The 24860-nt window shown below is 40.0% G+C and carries 25 protein-coding genes, 1 tRNA gene and 1 riboswitch; of the genes, 4 read left to right on the forward strand and 22 right to left on the reverse strand.

Annotation, left to right across the window (positions count from 1 at the left end; all coding sequences use genetic code 11):
• Positions 1-8: 8 nt before the first annotated feature.
• The 6 genes from VTHSUH11_RS05080 to VTHSUH11_RS05105 all read right to left on the reverse strand — a co-directional run bounded on the left by VTHSUH11_RS05080 (position 9) and on the right by VTHSUH11_RS05105 (position 4520).
• Complete coding sequence (locus tag VTHSUH11_RS05080; RefSeq protein WP_105092859.1) at positions 9-689, reverse strand: hypothetical protein; 681 nt, start codon at positions 687-689, stop codon at positions 9-11.
• 112 nt (positions 690-801) lie between these two features.
• The gene (locus VTHSUH11_RS05085) at positions 802-1233 is read right to left on the reverse strand and encodes a hypothetical protein (RefSeq protein ID WP_105092860.1); all 432 of its coding nucleotides are present in this window, start codon (positions 1231-1233) and stop codon (positions 802-804) included.
• 38 nt (positions 1234-1271) lie between these two features.
• Positions 1272-2087, reverse strand: a complete 816-nt coding sequence (locus VTHSUH11_RS05090) for a DUF2262 domain-containing protein (protein ID WP_105092861.1) — start codon at positions 2085-2087, stop codon at positions 1272-1274.
• Positions 2088-2206: 119 nt separating this feature from the next.
• Positions 2207-3037, reverse strand: coding sequence for a DUF6630 family protein (locus tag VTHSUH11_RS05095; RefSeq protein WP_060807634.1), 831 nt, complete (start codon positions 3035-3037; stop codon positions 2207-2209).
• Positions 3038-3049: 12 nt separating this feature from the next.
• The gene (locus tag VTHSUH11_RS05100) at positions 3050-4261 is read right to left on the reverse strand and encodes an MFS transporter (protein ID WP_105092862.1); all 1212 of its coding nucleotides are present in this window, start codon (positions 4259-4261) and stop codon (positions 3050-3052) included.
• Between the two features lie 182 nt (positions 4262-4443).
• A tRNA-Arg gene (locus VTHSUH11_RS05105) sits at positions 4444-4520 on the reverse strand.
• Between the two features lie 104 nt (positions 4521-4624).
• On the opposite strand from VTHSUH11_RS05105, the gene VTHSUH11_RS05110 reads away from it, so the two are divergent.
• Positions 4625-5506, forward strand: a complete 882-nt coding sequence (locus VTHSUH11_RS05110; RefSeq protein ID WP_105092863.1) for a hypothetical protein — start codon at positions 4625-4627, stop codon at positions 5504-5506.
• A 126-nt stretch (positions 5507-5632) separates the two neighbouring features.
• Here the strand turns inward: VTHSUH11_RS05110 and VTHSUH11_RS05115 are convergent, their stop codons facing one another.
• The 8 genes from VTHSUH11_RS05115 to purB all read right to left on the reverse strand — a co-directional run bounded on the left by VTHSUH11_RS05115 (position 5633) and on the right by purB (position 13024).
• Complete coding sequence (locus tag VTHSUH11_RS05115) at positions 5633-5917, reverse strand: hypothetical protein (RefSeq protein WP_105092864.1); 285 nt, start codon at positions 5915-5917, stop codon at positions 5633-5635.
• A gap of 90 nt (positions 5918-6007) precedes the next feature.
• Complete coding sequence (gene dinB / locus VTHSUH11_RS05120) at positions 6008-7327, reverse strand: DNA polymerase IV (protein WP_244899987.1); 1320 nt, start codon at positions 7325-7327, stop codon at positions 6008-6010.
• A 2-nt stretch (positions 7328-7329) separates the two neighbouring features.
• The gene (locus VTHSUH11_RS05125; protein ID WP_060808024.1) at positions 7330-7674 is read right to left on the reverse strand and encodes an ArsR/SmtB family transcription factor; all 345 of its coding nucleotides are present in this window, start codon (positions 7672-7674) and stop codon (positions 7330-7332) included.
• Positions 7675-7892: 218 nt separating this feature from the next.
• Entirely contained in the window at positions 7893-9176 is a 1284-nt protein-coding gene (locus tag VTHSUH11_RS05130; protein WP_105092866.1) for an adenylosuccinate synthase, read from the reverse strand.
• 85 nt (positions 9177-9261) lie between these two features.
• Positions 9262-9534, reverse strand: a complete 273-nt coding sequence (locus tag VTHSUH11_RS05135) for a helix-turn-helix domain-containing protein (RefSeq protein ID WP_005381259.1) — start codon at positions 9532-9534, stop codon at positions 9262-9264.
• A 1-nt stretch (position 9535) separates the two neighbouring features.
• Complete coding sequence (locus VTHSUH11_RS05140; protein ID WP_105092867.1) at positions 9536-9886, reverse strand: type II toxin-antitoxin system RelE/ParE family toxin; 351 nt, start codon at positions 9884-9886, stop codon at positions 9536-9538.
• Between the two features lie 216 nt (positions 9887-10102).
• Entirely contained in the window at positions 10103-11251 is a 1149-nt protein-coding gene (locus VTHSUH11_RS05145) for an MFS transporter (RefSeq protein ID WP_105092868.1), read from the reverse strand.
• Positions 11252-11728: 477 nt separating this feature from the next.
• Positions 11729-13024 carry an adenylosuccinate lyase gene (gene purB, locus VTHSUH11_RS05150; protein WP_105092869.1) on the reverse strand — a complete coding sequence of 432 codons (1296 nt, stop codon included), beginning with the start codon at positions 13022-13024 and terminating at the stop codon, positions 11729-11731.
• Between the two features lie 334 nt (positions 13025-13358).
• On the opposite strand from purB, the gene VTHSUH11_RS05155 reads away from it, so the two are divergent.
• The gene (locus VTHSUH11_RS05155; protein WP_105092870.1) at positions 13359-13763 is read left to right on the forward strand and encodes a CAAX protease; all 405 of its coding nucleotides are present in this window, start codon (positions 13359-13361) and stop codon (positions 13761-13763) included.
• A gap of 47 nt (positions 13764-13810) precedes the next feature.
• On the opposite strand, the gene VTHSUH11_RS05160 is transcribed toward VTHSUH11_RS05155, so the two are convergent.
• The 7 genes from VTHSUH11_RS05160 to VTHSUH11_RS05190 all read right to left on the reverse strand — a co-directional run bounded on the left by VTHSUH11_RS05160 (position 13811) and on the right by VTHSUH11_RS05190 (position 22672).
• Positions 13811-14572, reverse strand: a complete 762-nt coding sequence (locus VTHSUH11_RS05160; protein ID WP_105092957.1) for a hypothetical protein — start codon at positions 14570-14572, stop codon at positions 13811-13813.
• 61 nt (positions 14573-14633) lie between these two features.
• Positions 14634-15038, reverse strand: coding sequence for an ExbD/TolR family protein (locus VTHSUH11_RS05165; protein ID WP_105092871.1), 405 nt, complete (start codon positions 15036-15038; stop codon positions 14634-14636).
• Entirely contained in the window at positions 15035-15643 is a 609-nt protein-coding gene (locus VTHSUH11_RS05170; protein WP_105092872.1) for a MotA/TolQ/ExbB proton channel family protein, read from the reverse strand. The genes VTHSUH11_RS05165 and VTHSUH11_RS05170 overlap by 4 nt, the downstream gene beginning before the upstream one ends.
• Positions 15644-15956: 313 nt before the next feature.
• Entirely contained in the window at positions 15957-16847 is an 891-nt protein-coding gene (locus VTHSUH11_RS05175; RefSeq protein WP_059364346.1) for a DUF3829 domain-containing protein, read from the reverse strand.
• A gap of 231 nt (positions 16848-17078) precedes the next feature.
• Positions 17079-18323, reverse strand: a complete 1245-nt coding sequence (meaB, locus tag VTHSUH11_RS05180; RefSeq protein ID WP_105092873.1) for a methylmalonyl Co-A mutase-associated GTPase MeaB — start codon at positions 18321-18323, stop codon at positions 17079-17081.
• On the reverse strand, positions 18316-20505 hold the full coding sequence (gene scpA / locus VTHSUH11_RS05185) for a methylmalonyl-CoA mutase (RefSeq protein ID WP_059364350.1): 2190 nt from the start codon (positions 20503-20505) through the stop codon (positions 18316-18318). Before scpA ends, meaB begins: the two co-directional genes overlap by 8 nt.
• A 4-nt stretch (positions 20506-20509) precedes the next feature.
• Positions 20510-22672 (reverse strand): methylmalonyl-CoA mutase family protein, encoded by a 2163-nt coding sequence (locus tag VTHSUH11_RS05190; protein ID WP_105092874.1) that lies wholly within the window; start codon positions 22670-22672, stop codon positions 20510-20512.
• Positions 22673-22954: 282 nt separating this feature from the next.
• A riboswitch (cobalamin riboswitch) is annotated at positions 22955-23130 on the reverse strand.
• A 233-nt stretch (positions 23131-23363) separates the two neighbouring features.
• On the opposite strand from VTHSUH11_RS05190, the gene VTHSUH11_RS05195 reads away from it, so the two are divergent.
• Together VTHSUH11_RS05195 and VTHSUH11_RS05200 are read left to right on the forward strand one after the other, a co-directional pair.
• Positions 23364-23555, forward strand: a complete 192-nt coding sequence (locus VTHSUH11_RS05195; protein WP_244899989.1) for a type II toxin-antitoxin system HicA family toxin — start codon at positions 23364-23366, stop codon at positions 23553-23555.
• 10 nt (positions 23556-23565) lie between these two features.
• Positions 23566-23943, forward strand: a complete 378-nt coding sequence (locus VTHSUH11_RS05200; protein WP_105092876.1) for a type II toxin-antitoxin system HicB family antitoxin — start codon at positions 23566-23568, stop codon at positions 23941-23943.
• On the opposite strand, the gene VTHSUH11_RS05205 is transcribed toward VTHSUH11_RS05200, so the two are convergent.
• Positions 23938-24546: a tetratricopeptide repeat protein gene (locus VTHSUH11_RS05205; RefSeq protein WP_105092877.1), complete on the reverse strand. Its 609-nt coding sequence runs from the start codon at positions 24544-24546 to the stop codon at positions 23938-23940. The two genes, VTHSUH11_RS05200 and VTHSUH11_RS05205, sit on opposite strands and share 6 nt — an antisense overlap.
• Between the last annotated feature and the right edge of the window lie 314 nt (positions 24547-24860).

Here is a 24860-nt window from a genome sequence, read left to right on the forward strand (position 1 = left end):
AACAGCTCTTATTCCATCTCACCGTGAGTCGCTATAAATTCATCCTTAATCTGTTGCAGTTCTTTTTTAGCAACCATATATTGTTTTAAGTCAATTTGTCCGTACTCTTTTTGTTCAGCCAAGGTCTTTTCTTTATTTATGATTCTAATCCAGTCTAATTGTGTACTAAATTGAGTATTAACGCCTTCACTATTTTCTCGTAACGCAAGCAACGCAAAGACTTCATCCATGCCGAGATTAAACATGTCGCTTTCAAAATCGATAGGTTCAAAATAATAGCGAACCGTATCCGCCCCAAATTCATCATCTAATTTGGCCCATTCTGACACTGAAAGCACGGTAAAGCCGAGCGTATCGTTTCCAAGACTTTCAGCAAACCAACGCACCTCATAATCAGGCTGAACGAAATCGTTGAAATATTTGATGGTCACATCTCGATCTTGCTCATCACCGTAAGGAATTTGCAGCTCTTTATCGCCCTTTTTTAGCACAATATCGTCACCATAGGGCTTGCCATTACTAACGGTTTGAATATCGATAGGCTCAGCCATCATATCATTGAAATAGTTCACCACATCTTCGTCATACTCGCGCCAGTCAATCCAGATGATAGCTTCGGAATCAAATAAATCATTTAGATCCATATCATTGGCAAAAAAGCTTCTTAATTCTTTATACAGATTTTCCATCGTCTCTCTCCTGTTTATTATTTATATTGATAGTTAAGCCTTGCCATACTAACATCCAATAGACTCTCAGCTTAGCTCAGCTATACAAACAGCTCCATTGCTAACAAGTACTCTAGAGCGTTTCATATATAACATCTTGTCGAGCCGTAAAATTTTTATCAAAAGATACTAATACATATAGTTGTCCCGCGGTCGATTCGCCCATATCATAACCTAGTGCAAATGCTCCATAGCAGCCGGATGTATCTAACATAATATCTGTTAGTGTTAGCACCACAGGCTCATCTGGAGGCATCTCCTTTTGTATGATTTCCTGTGCTAATTGGTCTAATTTATCTAATTGAACATATAATTGCTCCCACATTGGTAGTGAAAGCACCTCAGCCTCAGTATAATTGGTGCAACTAACATTAAGTTTTTGAAAGGCTTGTCCTACATTCTCTAGTCGATTAGTGCCCAATCGTCGAGATACGAAATAAACGCCATACGGTTCTACTGCCCAGCTTTTAACGTTCCATAATGTCATTAATTCAGATTTTATCATTATGATACCCCACTAGTTCGCCACACTCCACTAGTTTATTATCCTGCAATATCCGCACTAACAGGGTTCCCATCCGCATCAATATTGGCTATGATGCAGTGTCCCCAGAAAATATCGTCATCGTCATAATAGACCTCTATGGTGCCATCATTACGAAACGCCAATTCGCCCATAGTAATACGCTTGGCAAATATTTCTGCCGTAATCGGATCTTGGTCATCATTGTCGAGCCAATCATTAGCAAGATCTAATAAGGTCTCACTAATATAGGTACTAATTCGTTGTTCAAATACTTTGAAATTGTCGATTGTATTGAAAGCCGATAACGCTACGGTACAGCTTTCATCAGAACCCTCGTCTACATCAAGGGTGAAAGCATAATCATCAATTCTCGCTGTGTAATATTGATACTCACGATTTAACAGGAAGTCACCCCTGTCAGTATGAAGGTATTTAGGGGTTTTCAAATAAGCTGACAACGCCTCTAACTCGCTATATTTAGCATGTTCCTCTAACACCTCAAGCACATAATAGCGATTATTCCAAGAAGGACGCATATAGCCCAAGTCCTCTAATGGTTTTGCTTTCTTAACTAACAATTTATAGACCCCATGGGGCTCAAAAGAATAACCCCATCTATCGTCAAGACCCTCAATAATCCACGTCAAAATGCCTTCACTACGGTCAAGCACGCCCGTCCGAGTATCTAGGATAGCATCGGTAGACACCAGCGGTCTATGGTACTTATCTAAATAAGGACTAGCCCCATTCACATCGCTACGCGGCAATGCATAAATTTCAAATACTTCCGGCTCAAACTCTGCTTCATATTCTGGTAGACGTACAACACTCATATGATTCTCTCCTATTCATCACATTTATACAGTGCAAATTGTTTACAGTTAAGAATTACAACCTTTTTATAGATACGGCCACATTATAATCGTGCCACTACATTATAATTTTCGTTACATCACAAACGTTCAGCTACATCGATTCTATGTAATAATTCTTTCGCTAGTTCTTGGGCTCTTTTAAATTCCTCATTTGAAAGTACCATGAGCACTAAACTATCTGTACCGATGTCCATACCTACTAACTTATGGTTTTTCCACGTGGAATTAAAATGTGCGCACCAGTCCCCAATACATTGACTGTCATCAAATGCGGCTGTATCAATAGTTAGATTTTCGCTAGTATCTAAAGACTTGTTACGTATTAACTTCTGCACATGATAAAGAAAATCCTCTAATTCAATTTTTAAAGATATCTCTACAGCGCGACCTTTAGACTGTAGTTTCTCATAGAGGTTCCACCAATCATCTTCTATATCATCCATAGATGTTAGCTTTACCTTGGACATGAAAGATTTAGCTTGTTTCGTATCGCCAAGTAATAACGCTGCTAACTCTGCAAAAGTTGACTTAATTTGTTTAACATCTATTTTTACTGTTTCTACAAACAGGCTACGGTCAGGCAACCGACGTTTCTTCACAAAAGCCCGCATCATCTGTACCGCATCAGGATAACTTACATCTGCCATACGATAGGTTTTATCATTAATATCTAAGAATATATCTACTGCATCCGGTGTTTTTCCTACACGTGCTTTCATCGCAGTGCAGCCATCGATGGCACAAGGTGGGTATAATTCTATATACATAAAAAATCCATCATGCATAGCCTGTAAGGTATTATCTATTCCTACTATGTTAAAACCGTTCCGATTATAATCAGGGCTCTTCAAACGCCACTCTTCGTAATTGTCGAATAATTTTTCTTGAATCCAATTGTAAAAACTCATATAGACTCTCCATTATGTATATTGATTTTGACAAGAAACTTTATTTATGCTCATTATAAAAACTGTACTTACTACTATACCTAAACCACATATATAAAATATATCATGTATTGGTATTATATTAGCTAAGTTTGTAAATATAGTAATCGATAGGATGGATCCAATAGAAAATCCTGTGCTAACAGAACCACTTGCTAATGTTAATTCATCCTGAGAAAATACGGACTGTATATATGCATGAACTAAAACAACAGCTGTAAAGAGCAATACTTCTGATAAGCTATAAACGATATAAAGGTTCTCAATGCTTGTTACATAACCTATCCCCCAAATACTAATTCCATATAGGGCGAAAAGAGAGAATAACAAGGGTTTAAAAGATTTAGTCAAGTTTATAGTAAGGTATTTAGCTAACAATCCAAAAACCATAAAGGAAGCGAATCTAGATATAGTTTGTGTATAACCATACTCACTGTCAGATAAATGTAATGTATCCTTAATAAAAATCAATAACATAATAGGAATACACATATAAAATAATCTAGTTAGTATGCCTAAGTACACAATAAAATTTATCTTTTTATTTAAAAATAATAACTTATACCCCTTTACTAAAAGTTTAGCTTTATCATATATGCGCTCTTTAACAGTCTTTTGAACCTCAACAATAATTGGTACTACTACACTTTTATTTAATCGGTAAAGTAAATATGCTGATAGAATGTATGTAATAGCATCAATGACAAATACCATGGTCAAGGAGTAATTAATAATAATACTAAATAATAAAGATCCACTTATCATTGCACAACGATTAATAGCTCGTAGTAAAGCATTGAACTTGACTAAATCATTAGTAATATTAGGTACAAACGAAAGTCGAGCAATCCCTAAAATCTTATTATTAAATCCTATAAGAAACGCTATGATATAGACTAAATAAATATTATCGATAAGAATAAAAATCGATAATATCATCCCGGAAAGAATTTCAGGAACTACCATAGACCACATGAGGCCCTTTTCTTTTACTAAAATCCCTAAAAACGGACCTAATACCATACCAACTAATAATGTAGCTATAGTAATGGCTCCTGTATTAAAAGCACTGTGAGTCGTATTAAAAATATACGTTATAAAACCAAGCGTTGTCGCGGTACTGCCCATCGTAGAAAGAAATAAGGCACCATTTAAATAGAAAGAGTTTTTATTTTCTAGAACCATATTTTCACCCCCTCTACTATAACCCTTATATTTGACGTAACTAGCCCTTGAATAGAAATACATATAATCAAACTATATTAATAAATTCCATATCAGCATATAGAAATCCTGCTCAATGGACGTTTGTGGCAAATAAAAAACGGTATAAGGTGTATATACACTTTATACCGCTTCTATTTTACTGGTGCGCCTAACCGGAATCGAACCAGTGACACGCAGTTTAGGAAACTGCTGCTCTATCCTACTGAGCTATAGACGCATGTATACTTTATTATATCGTTTTTAAATCTATCTACGCAAGAACTATGCTATAATACAGCTGTTGATAGTATTAAAGAGTTCTTATAAAAAGAGGTATGTATAATGAAACTATATAAACAATCGATTATTACCAGTTCACTATTAGCTGTCTTAGCTATATCATCCGCGTACGGGGCTACACCTGCGCAGCCAAGTAAAAGTACAGATACTGCTGTGGTTGATATGGATTACGCCAATATTCCAGAGTTAAGAAACTCAATTGAAAGCGCAACACCAGCCATAGTACAATCTACGCTTGATGCTTCTGAGGGAAAACCTACTAACGGTAAACCAATTTATTCGACAGTCACTATGTCTGGTAACCGTGTTGTATCTGTAAAAACTTATAAATCTAAAGAAGAACAAGAAAAGGCCATGTTAAAAGAGCGTCAACGTTTAGACAAGGTCACTGCAGAACGTCGCGCTAAACGGAAAAATGAAACACGAACAGATATGCTAAAAGGTTTAACGCCTATACCGTTCTATCCACCTGTTAGTGAAACACGCGAATTACAAAGCGAAATATTCTCTCGACCATTTGGTAGGCAACTCGATTTGCGTTTGGTAGAAGCCTATACACAAGATTATGATAAGGCCAAACCTGGCGATATTTACGTCTATGCAGATTATGTAGACTACACATCTAAGCAGCTATTAGTCGAAAAGGATGGTACTACTGCTATTTCAGCTATGATTCTACGTACAATCATGAGAAAAGATGAAAACAAAGCTTTCAGCATCGATGTAAATGCGTACTTCATAAATCCAACAACCCATACAATTTCTATAAGCCGTTCTGACGATGTAAAAGGCATCGATATCAAGAAAAACGAAAGAGCTGAGGCTGTATTTAAACTACCGTCACACCAATTGCAAGCTGGCGACCCTCAGTATGAAATTGCTAAGCTCATGTATCAGGACCTAACGAATAAAAAATTTGATTAACAATACTTAAATACACGCTTCATGACAAAGTTAATTTTCCACCTCCAATCTTTGGTAAAAAAACGATAGCCACAATAAGAGAACCCCTTCATAGCACAAATAGGCTACGAAGGGGTTTCATTTTAATTACGCCGGGCGGCTCCAATCAACTTGTACGTCGATGGCTTCCCACATGCGTGTAAGAGCTAATTTAAAGTTTTCCAAGGATTCTAAAGGTTTTACTTGTACACGTTCATATGTATCGAGACCTGTTGCATTCTCAATAGTATGTTCTTCGTTTAAGTATGCATGAACCTTATCAATCCATTCTTGTTCAGGTAGGTCTATAGTCACAGTTTTTGTATCTGTATCATAAGCTAAAAACCCATTGCTGTTTACGCCATAATGAATGGCCACACGAAATATACTCATATTTATACCTCTCTTGCAGATATTTTCTTGCATATACACATTGCTGTATACGTACATTGTATCACGAATGATTCTATTCATGAAAGATTTTTATTCTTCAGTATCTAAATCAATTTCGGCCTTTAATTCCGACCGTTTTCGCCGTTCTCCACCATCTCCATGAGCACGTCGCCAAAGGGCGCCACTCATGATAGCCCCTTCACCGAATTTAGATGCTAATGAATCGAGCACTATTGAAAGCTTCTCATCTTTTTCATCCGCTTCAATGGAGAATAAATCATCTTGTACAATGCCTTCTGTTGAAAGTCCACTAACGGTAACACCTAAGAGGCGAATTGGTTTAACGGGTACTTCAAGAATAGAATTATCAAACTTAGGCCTAGGTGTAGCACCCATCACATCTTGCTCTTCTTGCTTGGTAGAGAGTGCATCACGCATCAGCTTATTCCATAACAATACCGAAGTGTCATAAATAACACGTTCTTGATCCGTGGACGAATCAAGACGTTTCTGTCGAGATACGGTTTTAAAATCCTTGTACCGTACCTTTATCGATACGGTATGCCCCATCAAGCCATACTTACGCAATCGTTTCGCTACACGATTGGCAAAGTAATGCAGTTCTAAGTCGATAACAGCAGGATCCTCTACATCATATTCATAGGTTTCCTCATTACCTACTGATTGTATTTGCCGATCCGTTTCTACAGGGCGTTCATCAATGCCTCGAGCCAATTCCCACACCCGCCGCGCCTGATTACCCACATAAGGCACTAAAGCGGTCTCATCAGGTAAAGCCTGAATATCTTTAATGAACGAGAATCCACCATCCTTAAGGCGCCGTTCTGTACTTGGCCCGACGCCCCAAATACGTTTAATGGGCAAATTAGCGAGGCTTTCATATTCCTTACCATAAGGAATGACCACAAGACCGTCAGGCTTATCTAAATCAGAAGCCAATTTAGCAAGAAATTTATTCGGGGCCAGGCCAGCAGAAATGATGAGCCCCGTTTCCTCAAAAACACGGTCCTTAATGGCACGGCCCAATGCCTTAGGGCCCGTAAATTTATGAGTGATGCCCGTAACATCCAAAAAGGCTTCATCGAGCGACAAGGGTTCGATGATGGGCGTAAATTCCTCCATCACCTTGTGAATGATCTGAGAAATCTCCTTGTAGCGAGCCATGTTCGGATACACATAGATACCGTGCGGACAAAGTTTCTTCGCCCGCGAAATGGGCATAGCCGAATGGACCCCAAATTTTCTGGCCTCATAGGATGCAGTAGCTACGACGCCACGCGAAGAAAGACCACCCACGATAACGGGGTGGCCTTTATATTCAGGATGATCCAGTTGTTCTACGGATGCAAAGAAAGCATCCATATCAACATGCATAATCCAGCGTCTCATGATTACGCGTCTTGTTCGTGTTCATCAAGACGGCAGTATTTGATTTGTGCACAAATGCATTCGTCTTTAGTTTTGTACAATTGTGGAATGATCTCCAAAATGTCACCAAATGTATCTTCATTGATGGAATAGCGAGTCCAAAGACCATTACGTTGAGAATTTACAACGCCAGCATCAATTAAGATTTTCATGTGGTAGCTCAATGTGGATTGAGACAAATTAAAACTTGCCAAAATATCTGCTGCACACAACTCATTACAGGACAACATATCTATAATATGCAATCTTGTTTCATCACTGAGCGCTTTAAAAATCGTTGCCAAACGTTCATAAGAAACTTCAACCATAAGAAAAACTCCTCAATATACATCAAAAATTATCAATCTACTTTCATACTATTATATACTATTTTTATAACTAAATCTATTTTTTTCTTTTTATTCTCATTAAAATATTTTAATTGAATAATTAAATTTATTTATGAGATAGAAAATACGCATAAAAGCGGAGATTCTCTAATAAGAATCTCCGCTTATTATTTTTTATAATAATTTGCTACAGCAGATTAAAATACGTTAACAAGATCGATTGTTTGGTTACGATTAGGACCAACAGATACGATACCCAAAGGCACGCCTGTTACTTCTGCAATACGTTCTACGTATTTACGCGCATTTTCAGGCAATTCATCATAAGAACGGATGCCGGAAATGTCTGTTTCCCAACCTGGCAATGTTTCATATACAGGTTCGCATGCTTCAAGATCTTTCAAGTTAGCCGGGAAGCCTTCTACGTCTTTACCATTCAATTTGTAACCTACACAGATTTTCAATTCTTTGAACGTATCAAGAATATCTAAACGAGTAATAGCCAAGTAATCAAGGCTGTTAAGACCTGCAGCGTATTTTACAACCATAAGGTCTAACCAACCACAACGACGAGGACGACCAGTTACAGTACCGAACTCATGACCAAGTTTACGAAGGTTTTCGCCAGTTTCGTCAAGAAGCTCTGTAGGGAATGGACCTGCACCAACGCGTGTTGCATAAGCTTTCACAACGCCGAAGATATTTTTCAAATAGTTAGGACCTACACCCGCACCTGTAGAAGCACCACCAGCAATTGGATGAGAGGATGTTACGAATGGATATGTACCATGATCAAGGTCGAGCATAGTTGCTTGCGCGCCTTCGAACAATACCTTTTTGTCCTCTTGAATCGCTTTCAATACAGCGATATTTGTATCTGTTACATAAGGTTTCAAAGCCTCTGCATATTTAGTGTAATCCGCGAGGATTTCATCATAATTAACAGGTTCAGCGTCATATACCTTAGTAAGCATTTTATTTTTAAACTCAACATTGTACGCCAATTTTTGTTTAAACGTTTCCATATCGTACAAATCGCAGATACGAATGCCAATACGGTTGATTTTATCAGCGTAGCAAGGACCGATACCGTTTTTAGTTGTACCGATTTTAGCATCACCTTTGGATGCTTCTTCGGCCATATCAAGAGCGATATGGTATGGCATGATGACATGAGCGCGGTCAGAAATGTGAAGGGATTTTGCGGATTTACCTTGTTTTTCAAGACCTTCGATTTCTTGTAATAACACCTTAGGGTCAATAACAACGCCAGTACCAACGATATTTTGTTTATTATCGTACAAAATACCACTTGGCAATAAACGAAGCGCAAATGCTTTGTCATCTACCACAACAGTGTGACCTGCATTGTTACCGCCTTGGCTACGTACTACAACGTCAGCACGTTCCGCGATCCAGTCAACGATTTTACCTTTACCCTCGTCACCCCATTGAGTGCCGATTACCATACTTGTTGCCATATCGATGTCCTCCAAATGTGAAAGTCAAATTAATCCATAGTTATTATACAACATAATAGCAAAGCACGAAAAGGCTAAATAAAGATTACACGAACTCAATCTTTAACTTCTTGCCAAAGGCATGAGCAATCTTTCTTAATGTTTTCAACGAGGGGTTCCCATTCCCATTTTCAATTTTACTTATATCTGATTGCGTAATGCCTGTAACTTCAGATAATTGAGTTTGCGTCATATGAGCTTCAATACGTGCTTTAACTATATTTTCAATAATCTGATACTCATCTTCTAACTCATCCCATTCTTTTTTAAATTTAGGATTTTTTAATTGCTCAGCTAAATATTGATCTAATGTTTCCATATTATGTGTACCTTTCAATATAATCTTGTTTATACTTCAACGCCAATTCAATCGCATTTCTAGGGGTTTTCATAGACTTTTTTACAAAACCGTTGGTCAAAACTATACGTTTACCAACAAAGAAAAAATATAAAATTCTAGAAATATTGGAACCTTGTTTGGTTCTAAGTTCATAAATTCCAGACTCTAAAAATTTTGAAGTTGGTTCCCTTAATTTGTTACCACAGGTTTCAAGCAACTTTAAATCCCTAATCGTTTTAGCTCGTTGTTTTTCTGAAAGTTCGTTTAAAAACAGCTTTGCTGGTTGCTCTCCATTAGGTGTTTCATAAAAAATTACAGAAAATGATTTCATTTAATTCCTCCTATTTACTAGAAGAAATCTTTATCTTAATTATATGTTAAAACATATATTAGGTAAAGACATAATCAGCTTTACAACATTATATTTTCAACATAATCCACTGCAAATCATAAGTCAATAGATAAGGGGTGACCATTGGTCACCCCTTATCTATTGACATTTTACTATATTAAATTAATAAATTAAGAACCATAAAATCAAATAATTTTATTTAGGTTCTTCTAACCAGAAGCTCATTAATAATCCTAACGCACCAACAGGTATCAAGGTCATTAATGCTGTTTGTACATCGTAAATATCTGCTAAATGTCCAATATAAGGCGCTACAAGACCACCTAAGGTAATACCAAGGCCCAATGTAATGCCTGATGCAAAACCTGCATTTTTAGCAAGGTATTTTTGGCCTAGAACGGTAATTGGGCCGTATTGCGAGAAAACGCCAAAGGCCATCGGTATCATGGCACCAAAGAATCCCCATGCATTCGGTACGAAGATAAACACTAATACGGATGGTAAAAATATAATATTGCCTAAACGCACTGTTTTTAGAAAGCCTAGCTTATCTGATAGTGCACCACCCATATAGGTAAGGACAGCCCCCATGGCAAAGTACATCGTAAGTGCCAAGCTCGATGCACCGGCTTCACCATTAATAACGGTAATATACAAAATTGGAATAAAGATAGACAGCACAGAAAACAATATAGACCTTGAGGCTATGACAAAGAATAACTTCCCGAAGCTCATCCAATCGTTAGTGCCAATAGCAACAGATTTAGAATGGCTTTCACAGTCACTAGCATTAGTCACATCGGCCTTATCCGTGAAAGCATAGATATACATTAATACGCCCAGTAAAGCGATGGCTGTAAATACCCAAAGGAAGTGCGCCCCAAAAACATAAACACCACCAGCAATAAGTGGACCTAAGGCAAAACCAGCACTGCCGCCCACTGCAAAGCGCCCCATAGCATTGCCAATTTCATGGGATTGCGTGCGATTCACCAAAAGAGCCGCCTCAGGATGGAATAACGCTGCCCCTACGCCGGCTAAAAGAGACAAAGCAAGAATCATTTCATAGTTCGTAGCCAGCGCCATAGCACTAATAGACACAAGAGTCACTGTAAAGCCTACCGGAATAAACCAAGGCACGCGCCATCGATCCGCTACATACCCCAAAATGGGCTGAGCAATAGACGCTACCACGGTATTACAGAAAATAATGGAAGCCGATTGATAATAATTAAGGCCAAAGTTCGTAATAAAAAATGGTATAAGCGCGGCCAATGAACCTTGACCGAAGTCGTTAATACAGTGAAAGATAGGAGGTGCGTATTTTCTTATGGTGTTTTTCATGTATCCTCCAGATTTGGGTGGTGGTACCGGCAAAAACACTCCACCGGCCGGGTCTGCTTCGCCCTTTTGGGCTTCGCAGGGCCAAAGTCATGTTTTTACCGGTACCACCACCTCCCCTATGTACGTTAACAAATAAAAGCGCCATATGAAAATACGGCACTCACTGTAAATAAAAAATTCGGCATAGAACTTATAGCGAAAAGGACGGATACCTTCCTCAAAACGACTTCGGGTCCCGCTTTAGCGCGATAGCGTGTCGGCTTTTTCTCGTCCCAATGGCTCATTTCGGCATAGAATCTATAGCAAAAAAAGGACGGGCCCCCTTCTCAAAACGACTTTGCTCTGTCTGCTCTATGGCTCGTTTTCGGCATAGAAGGTTTAATGCAAAAAGGATGGTCCGTTCAGAAAACGACTTCGGGCTCCGCGTAGCGCAGTAGCGTGTCGGCTTTCTGGACGGACCATCCTATACATTAAGGATTATAGGCCGAAACGAGCCATTATTGTATCTACGTGTTTCAATAGTTTATACGGATCGAAGCATGCATCGATTTCTTCGTCGGTCATGTATTTTTTGATGTTTTCATCGGATTTTAGACCTGTAGCGAAGTCTTTGCCTTCGAGCCAGCGTTCCATAGCGTATTTTTGTACCCAGCGGTATGCTTCGTCACGAACTGCACCTTTGTCTACAAGGTGTGTCAAAATGGTTTGGCTGAATACAAGGCCACCTGTAAGGTTAAGGTTTTTAAGCATTGTTTCAGGGTATACCAACAATTTATCGATAGTACGGATTGTTAGGTGAAGCATGTAATTCAAGGCGATTGTTGCATCTGGCAAGATAACGCGTTCTACGGAGCTATGAGAGATATCGCGTTCATGCCACAAAGCTTGGTCTTCGAACGCAGATTGAGCATAGCCGCGAAGCAAGCGAGCCATACCGCAAATTCTTTCACACGTAATAGGATTGCGTTTATGAGGCATCGCAGAGGAACCCTTTTGTTTAGGGCTGAAGTATTCTTCCGCTTCGCGCACTTCTGTACGTTGCAAGTGACGGATTTCTTTGCCGATTTTGTCCAATGTGCCGCCTACAACAGCGATGGTGGACAATAATTCAGCGTGACGGTCACGTTGTACGACTTGAGTGGCGATTTTAACAGGTTCAAGGCCTAGTTTTTCACATACGTATTGTTCTACGAATGGGTCGATGTTGGAGTATGTACCAACAGCACCGGACAATTTACCAACAGCTACGCTTTTACGAGCATGTTCCATGCGTTCAATATCGCGTTCTACCTCTGCCATCCAAAGGCAAAGTTTCAAGCCAAATGTAGTAGGTTCACCATGAATACCGTGAGTACGGCCAATCATAGGGGTATGTTTGAATTCAGCGGCACGACGACGCAATACATCACGTAATTGTTTCAAATCTTCGATTAAAATATCGCAAGCTTGTTTCATCATATAGCCAAGAGCAGTGTCCTTAACGTCAGTGGATGTCAAACCAAGGTGAATATATTTAGCCGCTTCAGGGCCAACGTATTCGCCCACAGCAGTTACAAAGGAAATGATGTCATGATTTGTTTCACGTTCAATTTCGTGAATTCTTTCAACATCAAAATTACCTTTTTCCCGAATGATTTTAGCTGCTTCCTTCGGAATAATGCCAAGCTCTGCTTGCGCTTCAGATGCCAATGTTTCAACCAATAACATTGTGTCGAACTCGTTGCGTTCGCTCCAAATATGGCCCATTTCTTCTCGTGTATAACGTGGTATCATGATGTCTCCTTTGCATGATGAAAGCTAGATTTCTTATACGATAATTGTACCATATGTGAAAGCTTGGTTCAATAAATCTTATGTATTTTTCCGAATAATATATATATTAGTTTTTCTTAATGTTCGGTATTTAATTTGCTTATGGATTCATTTGTAATTTATTATTATAATAGTAAGGTATAGATTACATGATACAGCGTGTAAACATTTATAATTTATGTAATATGGAAATATTACAGTAATAATACGAAAACATTACAGTAATAATGTGAAAACGTTTATCGGTAACGAATTAATAGCATATCACTACTGTATGTACACATAGGAGACCCGTATGACAAAGAAACAACACAAGGAACGCACACCAAAACCAAAAGAATCAACGATGCCAGAAACTGTATTTAAAGCATTCTTTCTCATCAGCTTTATTGTCATTGGCCTATTCGTATTTAACGATGTGCCCGTCAATTGGATTTTAAGCGTATATGCTGTTGATATCATCGTTTCCCTTGCATATGTTGCCATTAATAGAGACCGCATCAGTACATCGCATGTAGTTCATACGAATGTGCGTCGCATCTTATCCTTTTTAATTATGCTCATCACCATGTTCTTTTATGCCTTTGCATTATGGCGTGTGGACCAATACACAACACAAATGCAAGTGACATTATTCATCGGTGGCGTCATCATTTATTACGCAATCTTTAACAGTACAAAAAACTTGATTAAGAAATAACAAAGAGGCATATCTTACATACATTCTTGTATGTGAGACATGCCTCTTTATTGTCCCAACACGACAGGAATCGCTAATGCCACAACCTGTCCTTTTTTATTAACAATACTGCCGCTCGTCTTGATAATACGCAGTGCTTCGTCCCGTACATCTGGAGGAACACCGGACTCAACAATGCGCGGCGTATTAACGCCTACGATAACATTACCATCTGCGTCAAAGTTAACACGCACAACCGCTTCTCCGCGGATAGAGGAAGCTTTTCCTTGTTCTCGCACTTGTCGTAGATATTCGGTAGGATTAATCTCTGGTTGTTCTAACCACGCCCGTTGACCTGGTGTTAACAGCTGGAGTGCATCAGCAAAAAAGGATAAATCCTTATTCGTATCATCAATACCGTTACCCTGTGTGTTGGGGTCCGTAGATGTAGTATTGCCTACCAGTTTTTTAGATGATGATGAATTTTGGTGAGCAATAACACCCGTTTCACCACCACTAGCCTCTGATTCAATGGCTTTAGGAACAGCCCACTCACGTTTAGTATTCTTTTCCTTTTGTGGATCATCCGTCTTTTTAGTCGAGTCTAATCCCTCCAATTGAGGCTTAGCTTGAGGTTTTTGTGGTTTTATTACCTCCGTTGCAGCTGTATTTTCAGATGGCTTTGCCACCTGCAGAGGTGTTACCACCGAATGTTCATCCGCATGCTCGCTTTCACCAACATCAGCCAAATCAAAGCTGATTTCCGCTGCCTCTTGGCCTGCACCGGTACCGCCCATGCCTTTTAATGACAGTCCCATCCCCGTTATCATAAGAATACTGATGAATAGGGCCATCAAAAAGGGTCGTAAATAATGCGATTCAAACATAGAATCACTTCCGATCCGTTGCAACACTAATGTACTTAGCGCCGTTTACTTTCAGCATGTCCAACAAGGCGATAACCTCGTTATAATACACGTCCTTCGCAGCACGAATGACAAAAGCCTGACGTGGCGTTGTCTGCACAATGGATTGCACCTCTTGAGATAGGCGATCTGGAGAGATTTCCCGATTATCAATGTAGAGTTTATGCGATGTTGTAAGAGTAATGGTAATTGGTTCGATCGATTTCGCAGTCGATGTGGATGCGGACGGCAAGTTTAAGGGAATTTGTTGTTCCGTATTCATGTACAAGGTGCCAACCATGAAAAATACTAATAAGAAAAATACGATATCAATCATGGGGATAATCATTATGGTAGGCTCTTTTTTTACCCCTAATGTGCGCCGTCTCATAGGTCGTGTTCCTCATTGTACGCATCGAGGATAGTGCCACATTCATGCTCTAATGCCACGATGAAATCGTTCACCTTAGCCGCACAGTAACTGTGAAAGCCAAGAGCAATGATTGCAACAGTAAGGCCCGTCGCCGTTGCCACCAAGGCTTCAGATACACCGCCAGTAATGATGGTGGGCGCCCCAATATCGCCACCTACAACAGCAAAGGCGCGAATCATACCTAGAACAGTACCGAGCAAGCCAAGCAAAGGTGCCATGGTAACAATCATACTAAGCCACCCAAGGCCTCGTTTCAATCGTTCATCAGTATAGCCTACCAAGTCCTGCAAGCGGTTTTCCAATCCATTGTAGTTTTTAGCGTTGCGCAAAGCACGAGCAAAAAGAATCCCTAATTCCTTTGTATCCCGTTCTAGCACAGTAGGTAACATAATCCAGCCCGGATGATTGCCCAAAACAGCTATAAATTGGCGCATATCTTTATGAAAGCGACGATATAATAAAAATCGTTCAATACCAATCATCAAAGTAACGATTAAGAACATAACCAGTGGATACATAACAAAACCACCAGCTAGAAATAAATGTGTAATACTACTACTCATACTAACCTCCAAAAGCCACACCCATACAGGCTCTATCTAATAATTATACCACGTTTCAAAACATCAAAATATATGCGACTCTCCATAGATGGGTAAAAATATACTAGACGCTGTATATGAGAACACAAAACAGATCTAGTATAGGTAAAGACACAAAAAGGGCTACCTCAAATAATATTGCTATTTAAGGTAGCCCTTGAGGGTACATCCGTTATGTACCTTTGTATGAAATTTTTATATCTACAGTTTAGTACTTCCTATGAGGCATGGACTTTCACAAGTAATGCGCACAATGTTCGTACATAGTTAGATATTATTTATCAAGTTTGTTCATATCCAAACGATTCATGCTGCCAATGAAGCTATTGTAGGATTCAATCATATCATTGTAATGATCATTTGTTTGATCACCTATGAATGTACGAATTCTACCAATAGCTGTATTTAATGAATTCTTAGCACTATTATATTCCGGACTAGTAATACTATTAGATACATCCATGATGCCTTGTAACTCTTGGTTAGCTGCATTTACATCAATTTGCTTGCCTTCTTCAAAGCCATCCAATAAAGCAGTTAAACGTAAATGAACTTCTTGAGCTGCCGCTGCATTTTTCTTGCCAGACTCTTTAAGTTCTTTTAAGTGCGCTTGTTGGTTTTCCGTATTATGTTTATGGATTACTGCATCTAATTGGTTATACGCTGCATAGAACTGATCATATAATTGAACGTATTTAGGTCCTAATTGTTGTTCTTTAGCATAATTATCTGCTTTATATGTATTAGTTTGGTAGTACGTATCCAATTCACTTGCTACTGGTACAATATCCTTTAATACAGCCAATACCTTATCAAGAGGTTCTTTCATATCATCATATGGCACGCCAGCATCTTTAGCGGCTTGTAATTTCTCTTGTAAAGAATCAAAATGTGGTGCCATAAAGCTTGTTAAATGTTGCCCTTCTCTTAGTTTTTGAATATCTGGGCCGATAGCATAGCCAAAGCGCACTGTATGACTGTTAAAATCACCAACGGCTTTAATGTAGTTGTTAAACACTTTAACGTCTTCTTGTGATCCCTTTTGAACACCTTGTTGTACGCTATTGGCAACCTTAGAGAAGCTGCAGCCAGTCAAGAACAATGGAGATGTGAGTGCGGTCACACACAATACTGCTGTTGTAATTTTCTTTACTACTGGATTCAAAATAAATCTCTCCTTTATTAAACTCCATAAAATACATCTATAATTAAATTATATCCTATGTATAACTTTTACGAAAGTAATACTTATGCATTTGATGAAAAAAATAAAAAAGCATAGTATCTATAATGGTCTATCGATTAAGTGACCGATTTCAAAATAGATGCTATGCCTTTATATAAAGTTATGTATTGGTTTGATTGTTTAATCAAAGAGGTATCGTATTATAATCATTTATTTCAATGATCTATCAAATACGCCTATCAGTTCTTCAACGGCTTGAGATTCACTCATTTCGCCATCTAAAACTGCAGCTTCTACCTCGCCCATACGACCTTGAATGACTACATTGTTAAAGAATAGGTTGTGCAAGTGTTCGTCAATCATATCGCGTACCCAACGGAGGGATTGTTCTTGACGGCGTTTTAAGAATACGCCATTTTCTTTACCTTGTTCAGCAAATTCTTGGATTACATCCCACAATTCATCGAGACCATCCTTCGTAACGGCTGAACATGTGTAAGCTTGGGTTTTCCATTTTTCCGTAGCTGGACGAATGTAATGTAACATTCGATCGTAATCGCTACGAGCGATGAGAGCACGCTTGAGGTTGTCCCCATCAGCCTTATTGACCACAATAGCATCGGCAAGTTCCATAACGCCTTTTTTGATGCCTTGTAATTCATCGCCTGCACCAGTAAGCACGATGAGCATAAAGAAGTCTACCATAGAACGTACGGTAACCTCACTTTGCCCAACACCAACGGTTTCAACTAGAATAATATCATATCCAGCAGCCTCGCAAAGTAGCATGGTCTCTCTACTTTTACGAGCCACACCGCCTAGTGTACCACCAGCCGGCGATGGACGGATATACGCCTCAGGATGTTTCGTCAACGTTTCCATCCGCGTTTTATCCCCCAAGATACTGCCTTTTGTGACTTGGCTTGTAGGGTCTACGGCAAGTACGGCAACCTTGTAACCGGCTTCAATGAGCATGTTACCAAAGGCTTCAATAAATGTACTTTTACCGGCCCCAGGCACACCAGTAATACCGATGCGCAACGCCTTGCCCGTACGAGGCAATACGGCTTGCAATACTTGTTGAGCTAGTTTGAAATGGTCCTTATTATTACTTTCTACTAATGTAATAGCCCGTGAAAGTATAACGCGGTCCCCCTGCTCGATACCGCGTACATAATCAGCGACAGTTAACTTCTTGCGCCGCTGTACGGGCCGCACCGCAGGAGCCAGATGAGCAGAGCTTGATAAGAGGCCATCGTGCATTTCTTTAACGCCTTTCATCACATGACACGCAAAGGTGTCATCCTTCTTTGCATCTTCTGGCACCCAGTCCGGACGATACGTACTACCCTCGGCGTTTGCGTTTTTTACACCTAATTCTGGAGCATTATTGCCACCAGCAACGCTTTGTGCATTGCGCAATTCATCCGGAGTAGGCCGTTTATTATCAGTCATGAGACTCGTCTTGAACGTGACTAGTCAATGTTTCTAGTAATTTTTTCGCCGCTACTGGCAAAACTGTACCAGGGCCAAAGATAGCCACTGCGCCATGTTCGCGTAGGAACTCATAGTCCTGAGCAGGGATTACGCCACCGATGGCAACCAAAATATCTCCACGACCTCGCTTGTTGAGTTCTTCCACAAGTTGAGGTAACAATGTTTTGTGACCTGCTGCAAGAGAACTGAAGCCGACGATGTGAACGTCATTATCCACCGCATCTTGTGCTGTTTCTTCTGGAGTTTGGAACAAAGGTCCGATATCCACGTCAAAGCCCATATCTGCGAAGGATGTAGCGATAACTTTGGCACCACGGTCATGACCGTCTTGGCCCATCTTAGCAATCATGATACGAGGGCGACGACCTTCGAGTTCTTCGAAATCATCCGCCATTTGACGTACTTCTTTGATAACATCGTCATCTTCATATTCACTGGAGTATACACCGGAAATAGAGCGGATAACCGCTTTATGACGGCCACAAACTTTTTCAACAGCAAAGGAAATTTCGCCCAAGGATGCACGAGCACGAGCGGCTTCAAGTGCAAGGGCAAGCAAGTTGCCTTCACCAGATTCGGTAGCATTGGTAATCGCTTCGAGGCAGGATTGAACCTTGTCTTCATCACGGTTAGCACGCAATTGTTCGAGACGACGAATTTGCGCTTCCCGTACAGCCGTATTATCTACGTCGAGGATATCCAATGGATCTTCTTTATCTAGACGGTATTTGTTGATACCAACAATGGCTTCACGACCAGAGTCGATACGAGCTTGGCGACGAGCCGCCGCTTCTTCAATACGCATCTTAGGAAGACCTGTGTCAATCGCTTTCGCCATACCGCCAAGGGATTCGATTTCTTGAATATGGCCCCAAGCACGACGAATCAATTCATCAGTCAAGGCTTCTACATAGTAGGAACCGCCCCATGGGTCGATAACCTTACATACCTTAGTTTCGTCTTGGATGTAAAGTTGTGTATTACGCGCAATACGTGCAGAGAAGTCTGTAGGTAACGCGATGGCTTCGTCAAGCGCATTTGTATGTAGGGATTGAGTATGGCCCAAAGCTGCACCCATCGCTTCCATACATGTACGAGCTACGTTGTTGAATGGATCTTGTTCTGTTAAGGACCAACCAGAGGTTTGGCTATGTGTACGAAGTGCCATGGATTTAGGATTTTCAGAGCCGAAGCTGTTGATAATCTTAGCCCACAACATACGAGCCGCACGCATTTTTGCCACTTCCATGAAGTAGTTTTTACCGATTGCCCAGAAGAAGGACAAGCGTGGTGCGAATTTATCTACGTGAAGGCCTGCATTTACACCTGTGCGGATGTATTCAAGGCCATCGGCCAATGTGTAACCTAATTCGATGTCCGCAGTAGCACCCGCTTCTTGCATATGGTAGCCAGAAATGGAGATACTGTTGAACTTAGGCATATATTGGGATGTGTACGCAAAGATATCACCGATGATACGCATGGACGTAGCTGGTGGATAAATGTAAGTATTACGTACCATGAATTCTTTCAAGATATCGTTTTGAATTGTACCGGCCATAACCTTTTTATCAACGCCTTGTTCTTCACCTGCTAGGATGTAGAACGCCATTACTGGCAATACAGCGCCGTTCATTGTCATGGATACGGACATTTGGTCAAGAGGGATACCAGAGAATAGAATTTCCATATCGAGGATGGAGTCTACCGCAACACCCGCTTTACCAACGTCGCCCACTACGCGAGGATGGTCGGAGTCATAACCACGGTGAGTAGCAAGGTCAAAGGCGATAGACAAACCTTTTTGGCCTGCTGCCAAGTTACGACGATAGAACGCATTGGATTCTTCTGCTGTGGAGAAACCAGCGTACTGACGAACTGTCCAAGGACGAGTTACGTACATTGTAGGATAAGGTCCACGCAAGAATGGAGGTACACCAGCCATATAGTCAAGGTGTGTCATTCCTTCATAATCCATCTCTGTATAGAGAGGTTTTAATTGGATTTGCTCCATTGTCGTGTTATATAAGTCTTCAAAGCTTTTTCCTGTTTCTTTTTGAAGTTCAGCAAGCCATGCATCGCGCGATGTGGCAGACTGAGATCCCAAGCCAAGAGAGGAGAAGTCTGGATTTTTAAACATGAGCTCACATCCCTTTCTTATCTTGTAACGTATTTAAAATAGCGTAGCAGTTTGCACGAACAGAGATGAAATCATCTACACCTGCTTCACGATATACAGGCTCTAGGTCCTTAGAAGGTGCCCCTGCCAAAATAACCGTTACATTCGGCATAGTTTCTTTCAATTCTTTCGCAAGTGGTGGAACCAATTCAGGATACGTATCATCTGTAGAACAGATAACTACCACATCGGCGCCACTTTCACGAGCCGCTTTTGCCGCATCAGCCGTTGTTTCATGACCATCATTTTTAATTACTTCGAATGCCGCTACTTCAAAGAAGCCTGTGGAGAAGTCCGCACGAGGTTTATGTTGAGGAATAGGGCCCATATTAGCCAAGAATACCTTCACATTGTCTTTCGTACGTTGTTTATACGCTTCAGTACGCATACGAAGTGCTTCAAATTGTTCAGTCCAGCGATGTGCAGTAATTGGTTCGATAGTTTCAGAGGAAATATCGCCCGCCTCTAAAGCACTACGAATTTGGCGAATTGTCATTTTGTGTAATGCACCCAATTCGATAAGGCCAATCAACGCACCTGGTTCTGTTGTGCTTGCTTCTAACGTAGCTTGTGCTTTTACAAGAGCATCTTGATCTGCACCAGCCAAGTATTCTTCAAGATGAGCTACACGTTTTTGACGTAATGTTTCTTGATTTTCAGGTTTTGGATCCAACAATTCTTCCGTCATGTTAGCGTACATGTTGTTACCAACTGCCACATCTTTACGGAACGCAAGATTTTTAAATCGTTCGTTAAGAATCGACTTAACTTGCGCTTGTGGATAGCCTTCTTTCAATGCAGCAATGATGCCACCTTTGGATTCGATAATTTGGAATTCAGCCCAAATTTTTTCGCATAATTCGGCTGCCAATGTTTCTACGTACCAAGAACCACCTACAGGGTCAACTGGTTGACGCAATTCAAATTCAGTTTGCAACATAACTTGAATGTTACGGGCAATACGACGAGAGAATTCATCGGATTTGCGAATTGGTTGATCAAATGGAGAAACTTCAAGGCTATTGAGACCACCTACAACACCAGAGAATGCTTGTGTTGTGTTACGCAACAAGTTTACATATGGGTCGTATACGGTTTTTGTGAAAGCAGATGTTCTGCCGTGTACATGAACTGCACGATCTTGTTCTTCCGCACCAAATTCTTCCATGATACGAGCCCAAAGTACGCGCAATGCACGTAATTTAGCGATTTCCATGAAGAAGTTAGCACCCATGGAGAATGTGAACATCATGCTCTTAGCAATGGTTTGCATATCGATATTGCGTTGTGCCAATTGACGTACATAACAAACGGCTGTTGCCAATGCATAAGCAACCTCTTGTACATCGTTAGCGCCACCGTTAGCATACACATCGCCAGATACGAGTACTGTTCTAAGTTCTGGAGCTTGTTCTTTAGCCCACACAACAGTATGCGCCATTTCATCAAAAGCTGTGTCTAAAGACATATGCAATGCACCGTCTTTTGCCCACACGCCGATAGGATCTGCACCAACGAGACCTTTCAAATCGGATGTTTGCTTTTTAGAAGCTTTTACAGTTGCTGACAACATACCGAGCAAAATGGCTGCAGATGCACCAGTTTCAATATATAAAGGATTTTCCTTAAAATTGAATCGTTCAATTAATTGGCTGCAATCATCCATTGTGGACAAGGAAGTACCGCCCACACCAACGGATGCGCCTACTTGTACGTCTTGGTCATGACGTGTAGCCTCATCAAGACGAATGTTGTGGATGGTGCCACCTTTTACAATTTCGTATAAACTTGCATGGTTAGCATCCTTAGGCAAGGAATCATCAACATATTGGGATACGCCCCAAGATTCTTTGATATAGCCACTGGCTATTGTGCCACGTAGGAACTGTCCAGCTCCAGGGTAAACACCTTTTGGAATATTCTCCGCATGCAATGCAGGTGTATAAATTGGTTGTAGCGTAATACCTTCATAAGTTGGAGTGAACATCTTTTTATGGAAGTCGCCACCTTTTAACGCCTTTTCAACTTCAGCCTGCCATCGTTCATACGTAGGTTTCTCAAATTCATCAAAGGATACAGGCGCCAGTAAATCGCGTTCAGCGTCCTTTGAAGTCTTTTTGTCAGACATATATGTGCCTCCTTTTCAACTTGAAACCATACAGGGGAACAGCGCACCGTACCAGTGAGTTGCTTCGTATATGAGTTCCATAGGTGCCAAATATATGTCCATCATGATGATGAATCTCCAGTCAAACTATTAAGCCTATGCCATATATGAACGACCCTCTAGCGTGGCAATAAAAAAAACGTGCCACCCGAGAGTGACACGTTAGGTTACATATTGAATGGTACACTAAAACTATTGTAAAAAGCATACCTCAATCCCCTTCCTATCGCTCGTAGGTACATAACGGTGATTATCAAATAGGCAGTTCTCCTGGCTCGGGGTTATCACCTCGCTTTCGCCTTCCCAGATTTCTCCAGTGACATGTATGAAAGCAGGCTCGTCCTTACAGTGGCGGGACCGCATCGGCTTGTACCGATTTCTCTATTAAGTCTTGCGACACCTATTCTCTGTATTCGTTGTTCTAAGTCCAATATAGTGTAAAAATATGCACAAAGTCAATAAATATAACAGTAAATCATATGTACCAAAATTTAAGTTATAACTCAAAGTCATATGCAATGACTAATACGCATAAGTGACTAATAGAGTCAGGGGTGACCAATGATCACCCCTTTTTTTCTTTTTATACGGTTAAACTATAAATAAGAATATAAACTCATAACAATTGTTTTATACGTATATACGTGTTATTATGAAAGGAGAACATATGAAGGATAAAGATCTACTTAAATTGCTACTCAAAAATGGTTGGAAGGACGTACGGCAACGTGGTAGTCATCATCGTTTAAAAAAAGACAATCAAGTTGAAGTAATTGCCGTACATGGAAAAGATGTACCTACAGGTTTATTAAATACCATTTTGAAACGCACAAGACTTAGATAAGGAGGAATTTATGAAATTTATATATCCCGCAATAATTCATGATGATTCTGATGGATTTTGGGCCGAGTTTCCAGACTTAGAATATACGAGTAGCACCGGCGCAACCCTAACAGAACTTATAACTAACGCTCAAGAGGCTATGGAACTATATATTTTAGGTGCCTTAGAGGATGGGCAAAGCTTACCTACCCCAACATCTGTTCGCAACTTACCTTGTACAGATAGTTCATATCCTACACTAGTACAAACGGATATTGACCTCGGTAAAAATAGTAAATCCATCAAAAAAACCTTAACGATTCCCGCATGGCTCAATGAACGGGCCTTAGAAAAGGGCGTTAACTTCTCACAATTATTACAAGAAGCATTAGTAGAAAAAACATTATAAATTAACGAGTTGCTTAAATCTTTCATTATTGTGAAAGCGTTCAAAGTGATCTTGTTCAGCAGCAACCGCCTTTACAGAAGAATCAATTTTAATTGCTTTTTCAAGCCAATCTAGGGCCTTAGTATCATCCCCTTGGTCTGCATAGATGGTAGCAATACCATACACAGACCAAGTATTACTAGGGTCCTTTTCTAATACCTTTTCAAACCATTCTTTAGAATCGTTCAACTGGCCTTGTAACTTGTATACCATGGCCATGTTATAGAAATTTGCTACATTATTAGGATCTAAATCATAGGCCTTTTTAGTATCTGCTAAGCCTTTTGCTGTATCACCATTCAACGCCGTAGCAAAACCACGAACGGAATAAGCCTCAGCATTATTTGCATTGGCTTTAATCGCAGTAGTAGCCTCCTCGATAGCTTTCGTATAATCGCCAGAGGATAAGGCCTGTTTAGCGGCGATTACGTGTTCATCTTGATCTTGAGACGTTTTAGTTTGCTCATGCGCTGTTGTTGTAGGTTTAGTATCTTGCTGAATCTTAGTATCTGTTCCACAACCTAATAAGCTAAGCAAACAAACACATAATAAAATATATTTCATACAACACCTCTATATTAGCTATTTAATACCATTGTATAATCGACTATTTAATATCATTGCACAATCTATTACTTATAACTATATTATGTAATATAGTTCTACTATTTACTATGGTTACATTATGTAACACTGCCATATAATTCATTAAATACTAGCACATAGTTTATTAAATAGTATCACAGTTATATCAAAACTATATACAAAAAAGGACGAGCCACAACTCGTCCTTTTTCGTTATATTGTAGGTAATTTCATACACTCTACCTATACGGTAGTATAGCATGGCAAAGTATCTCTAGTAAATGCTAACAATT

Source organism: Veillonella tobetsuensis, assembly GCF_002959935.1.
In the GTDB taxonomy this organism is placed as follows: Bacteria; Bacillota; Negativicutes; order Veillonellales; family Veillonellaceae; genus Veillonella; species Veillonella tobetsuensis.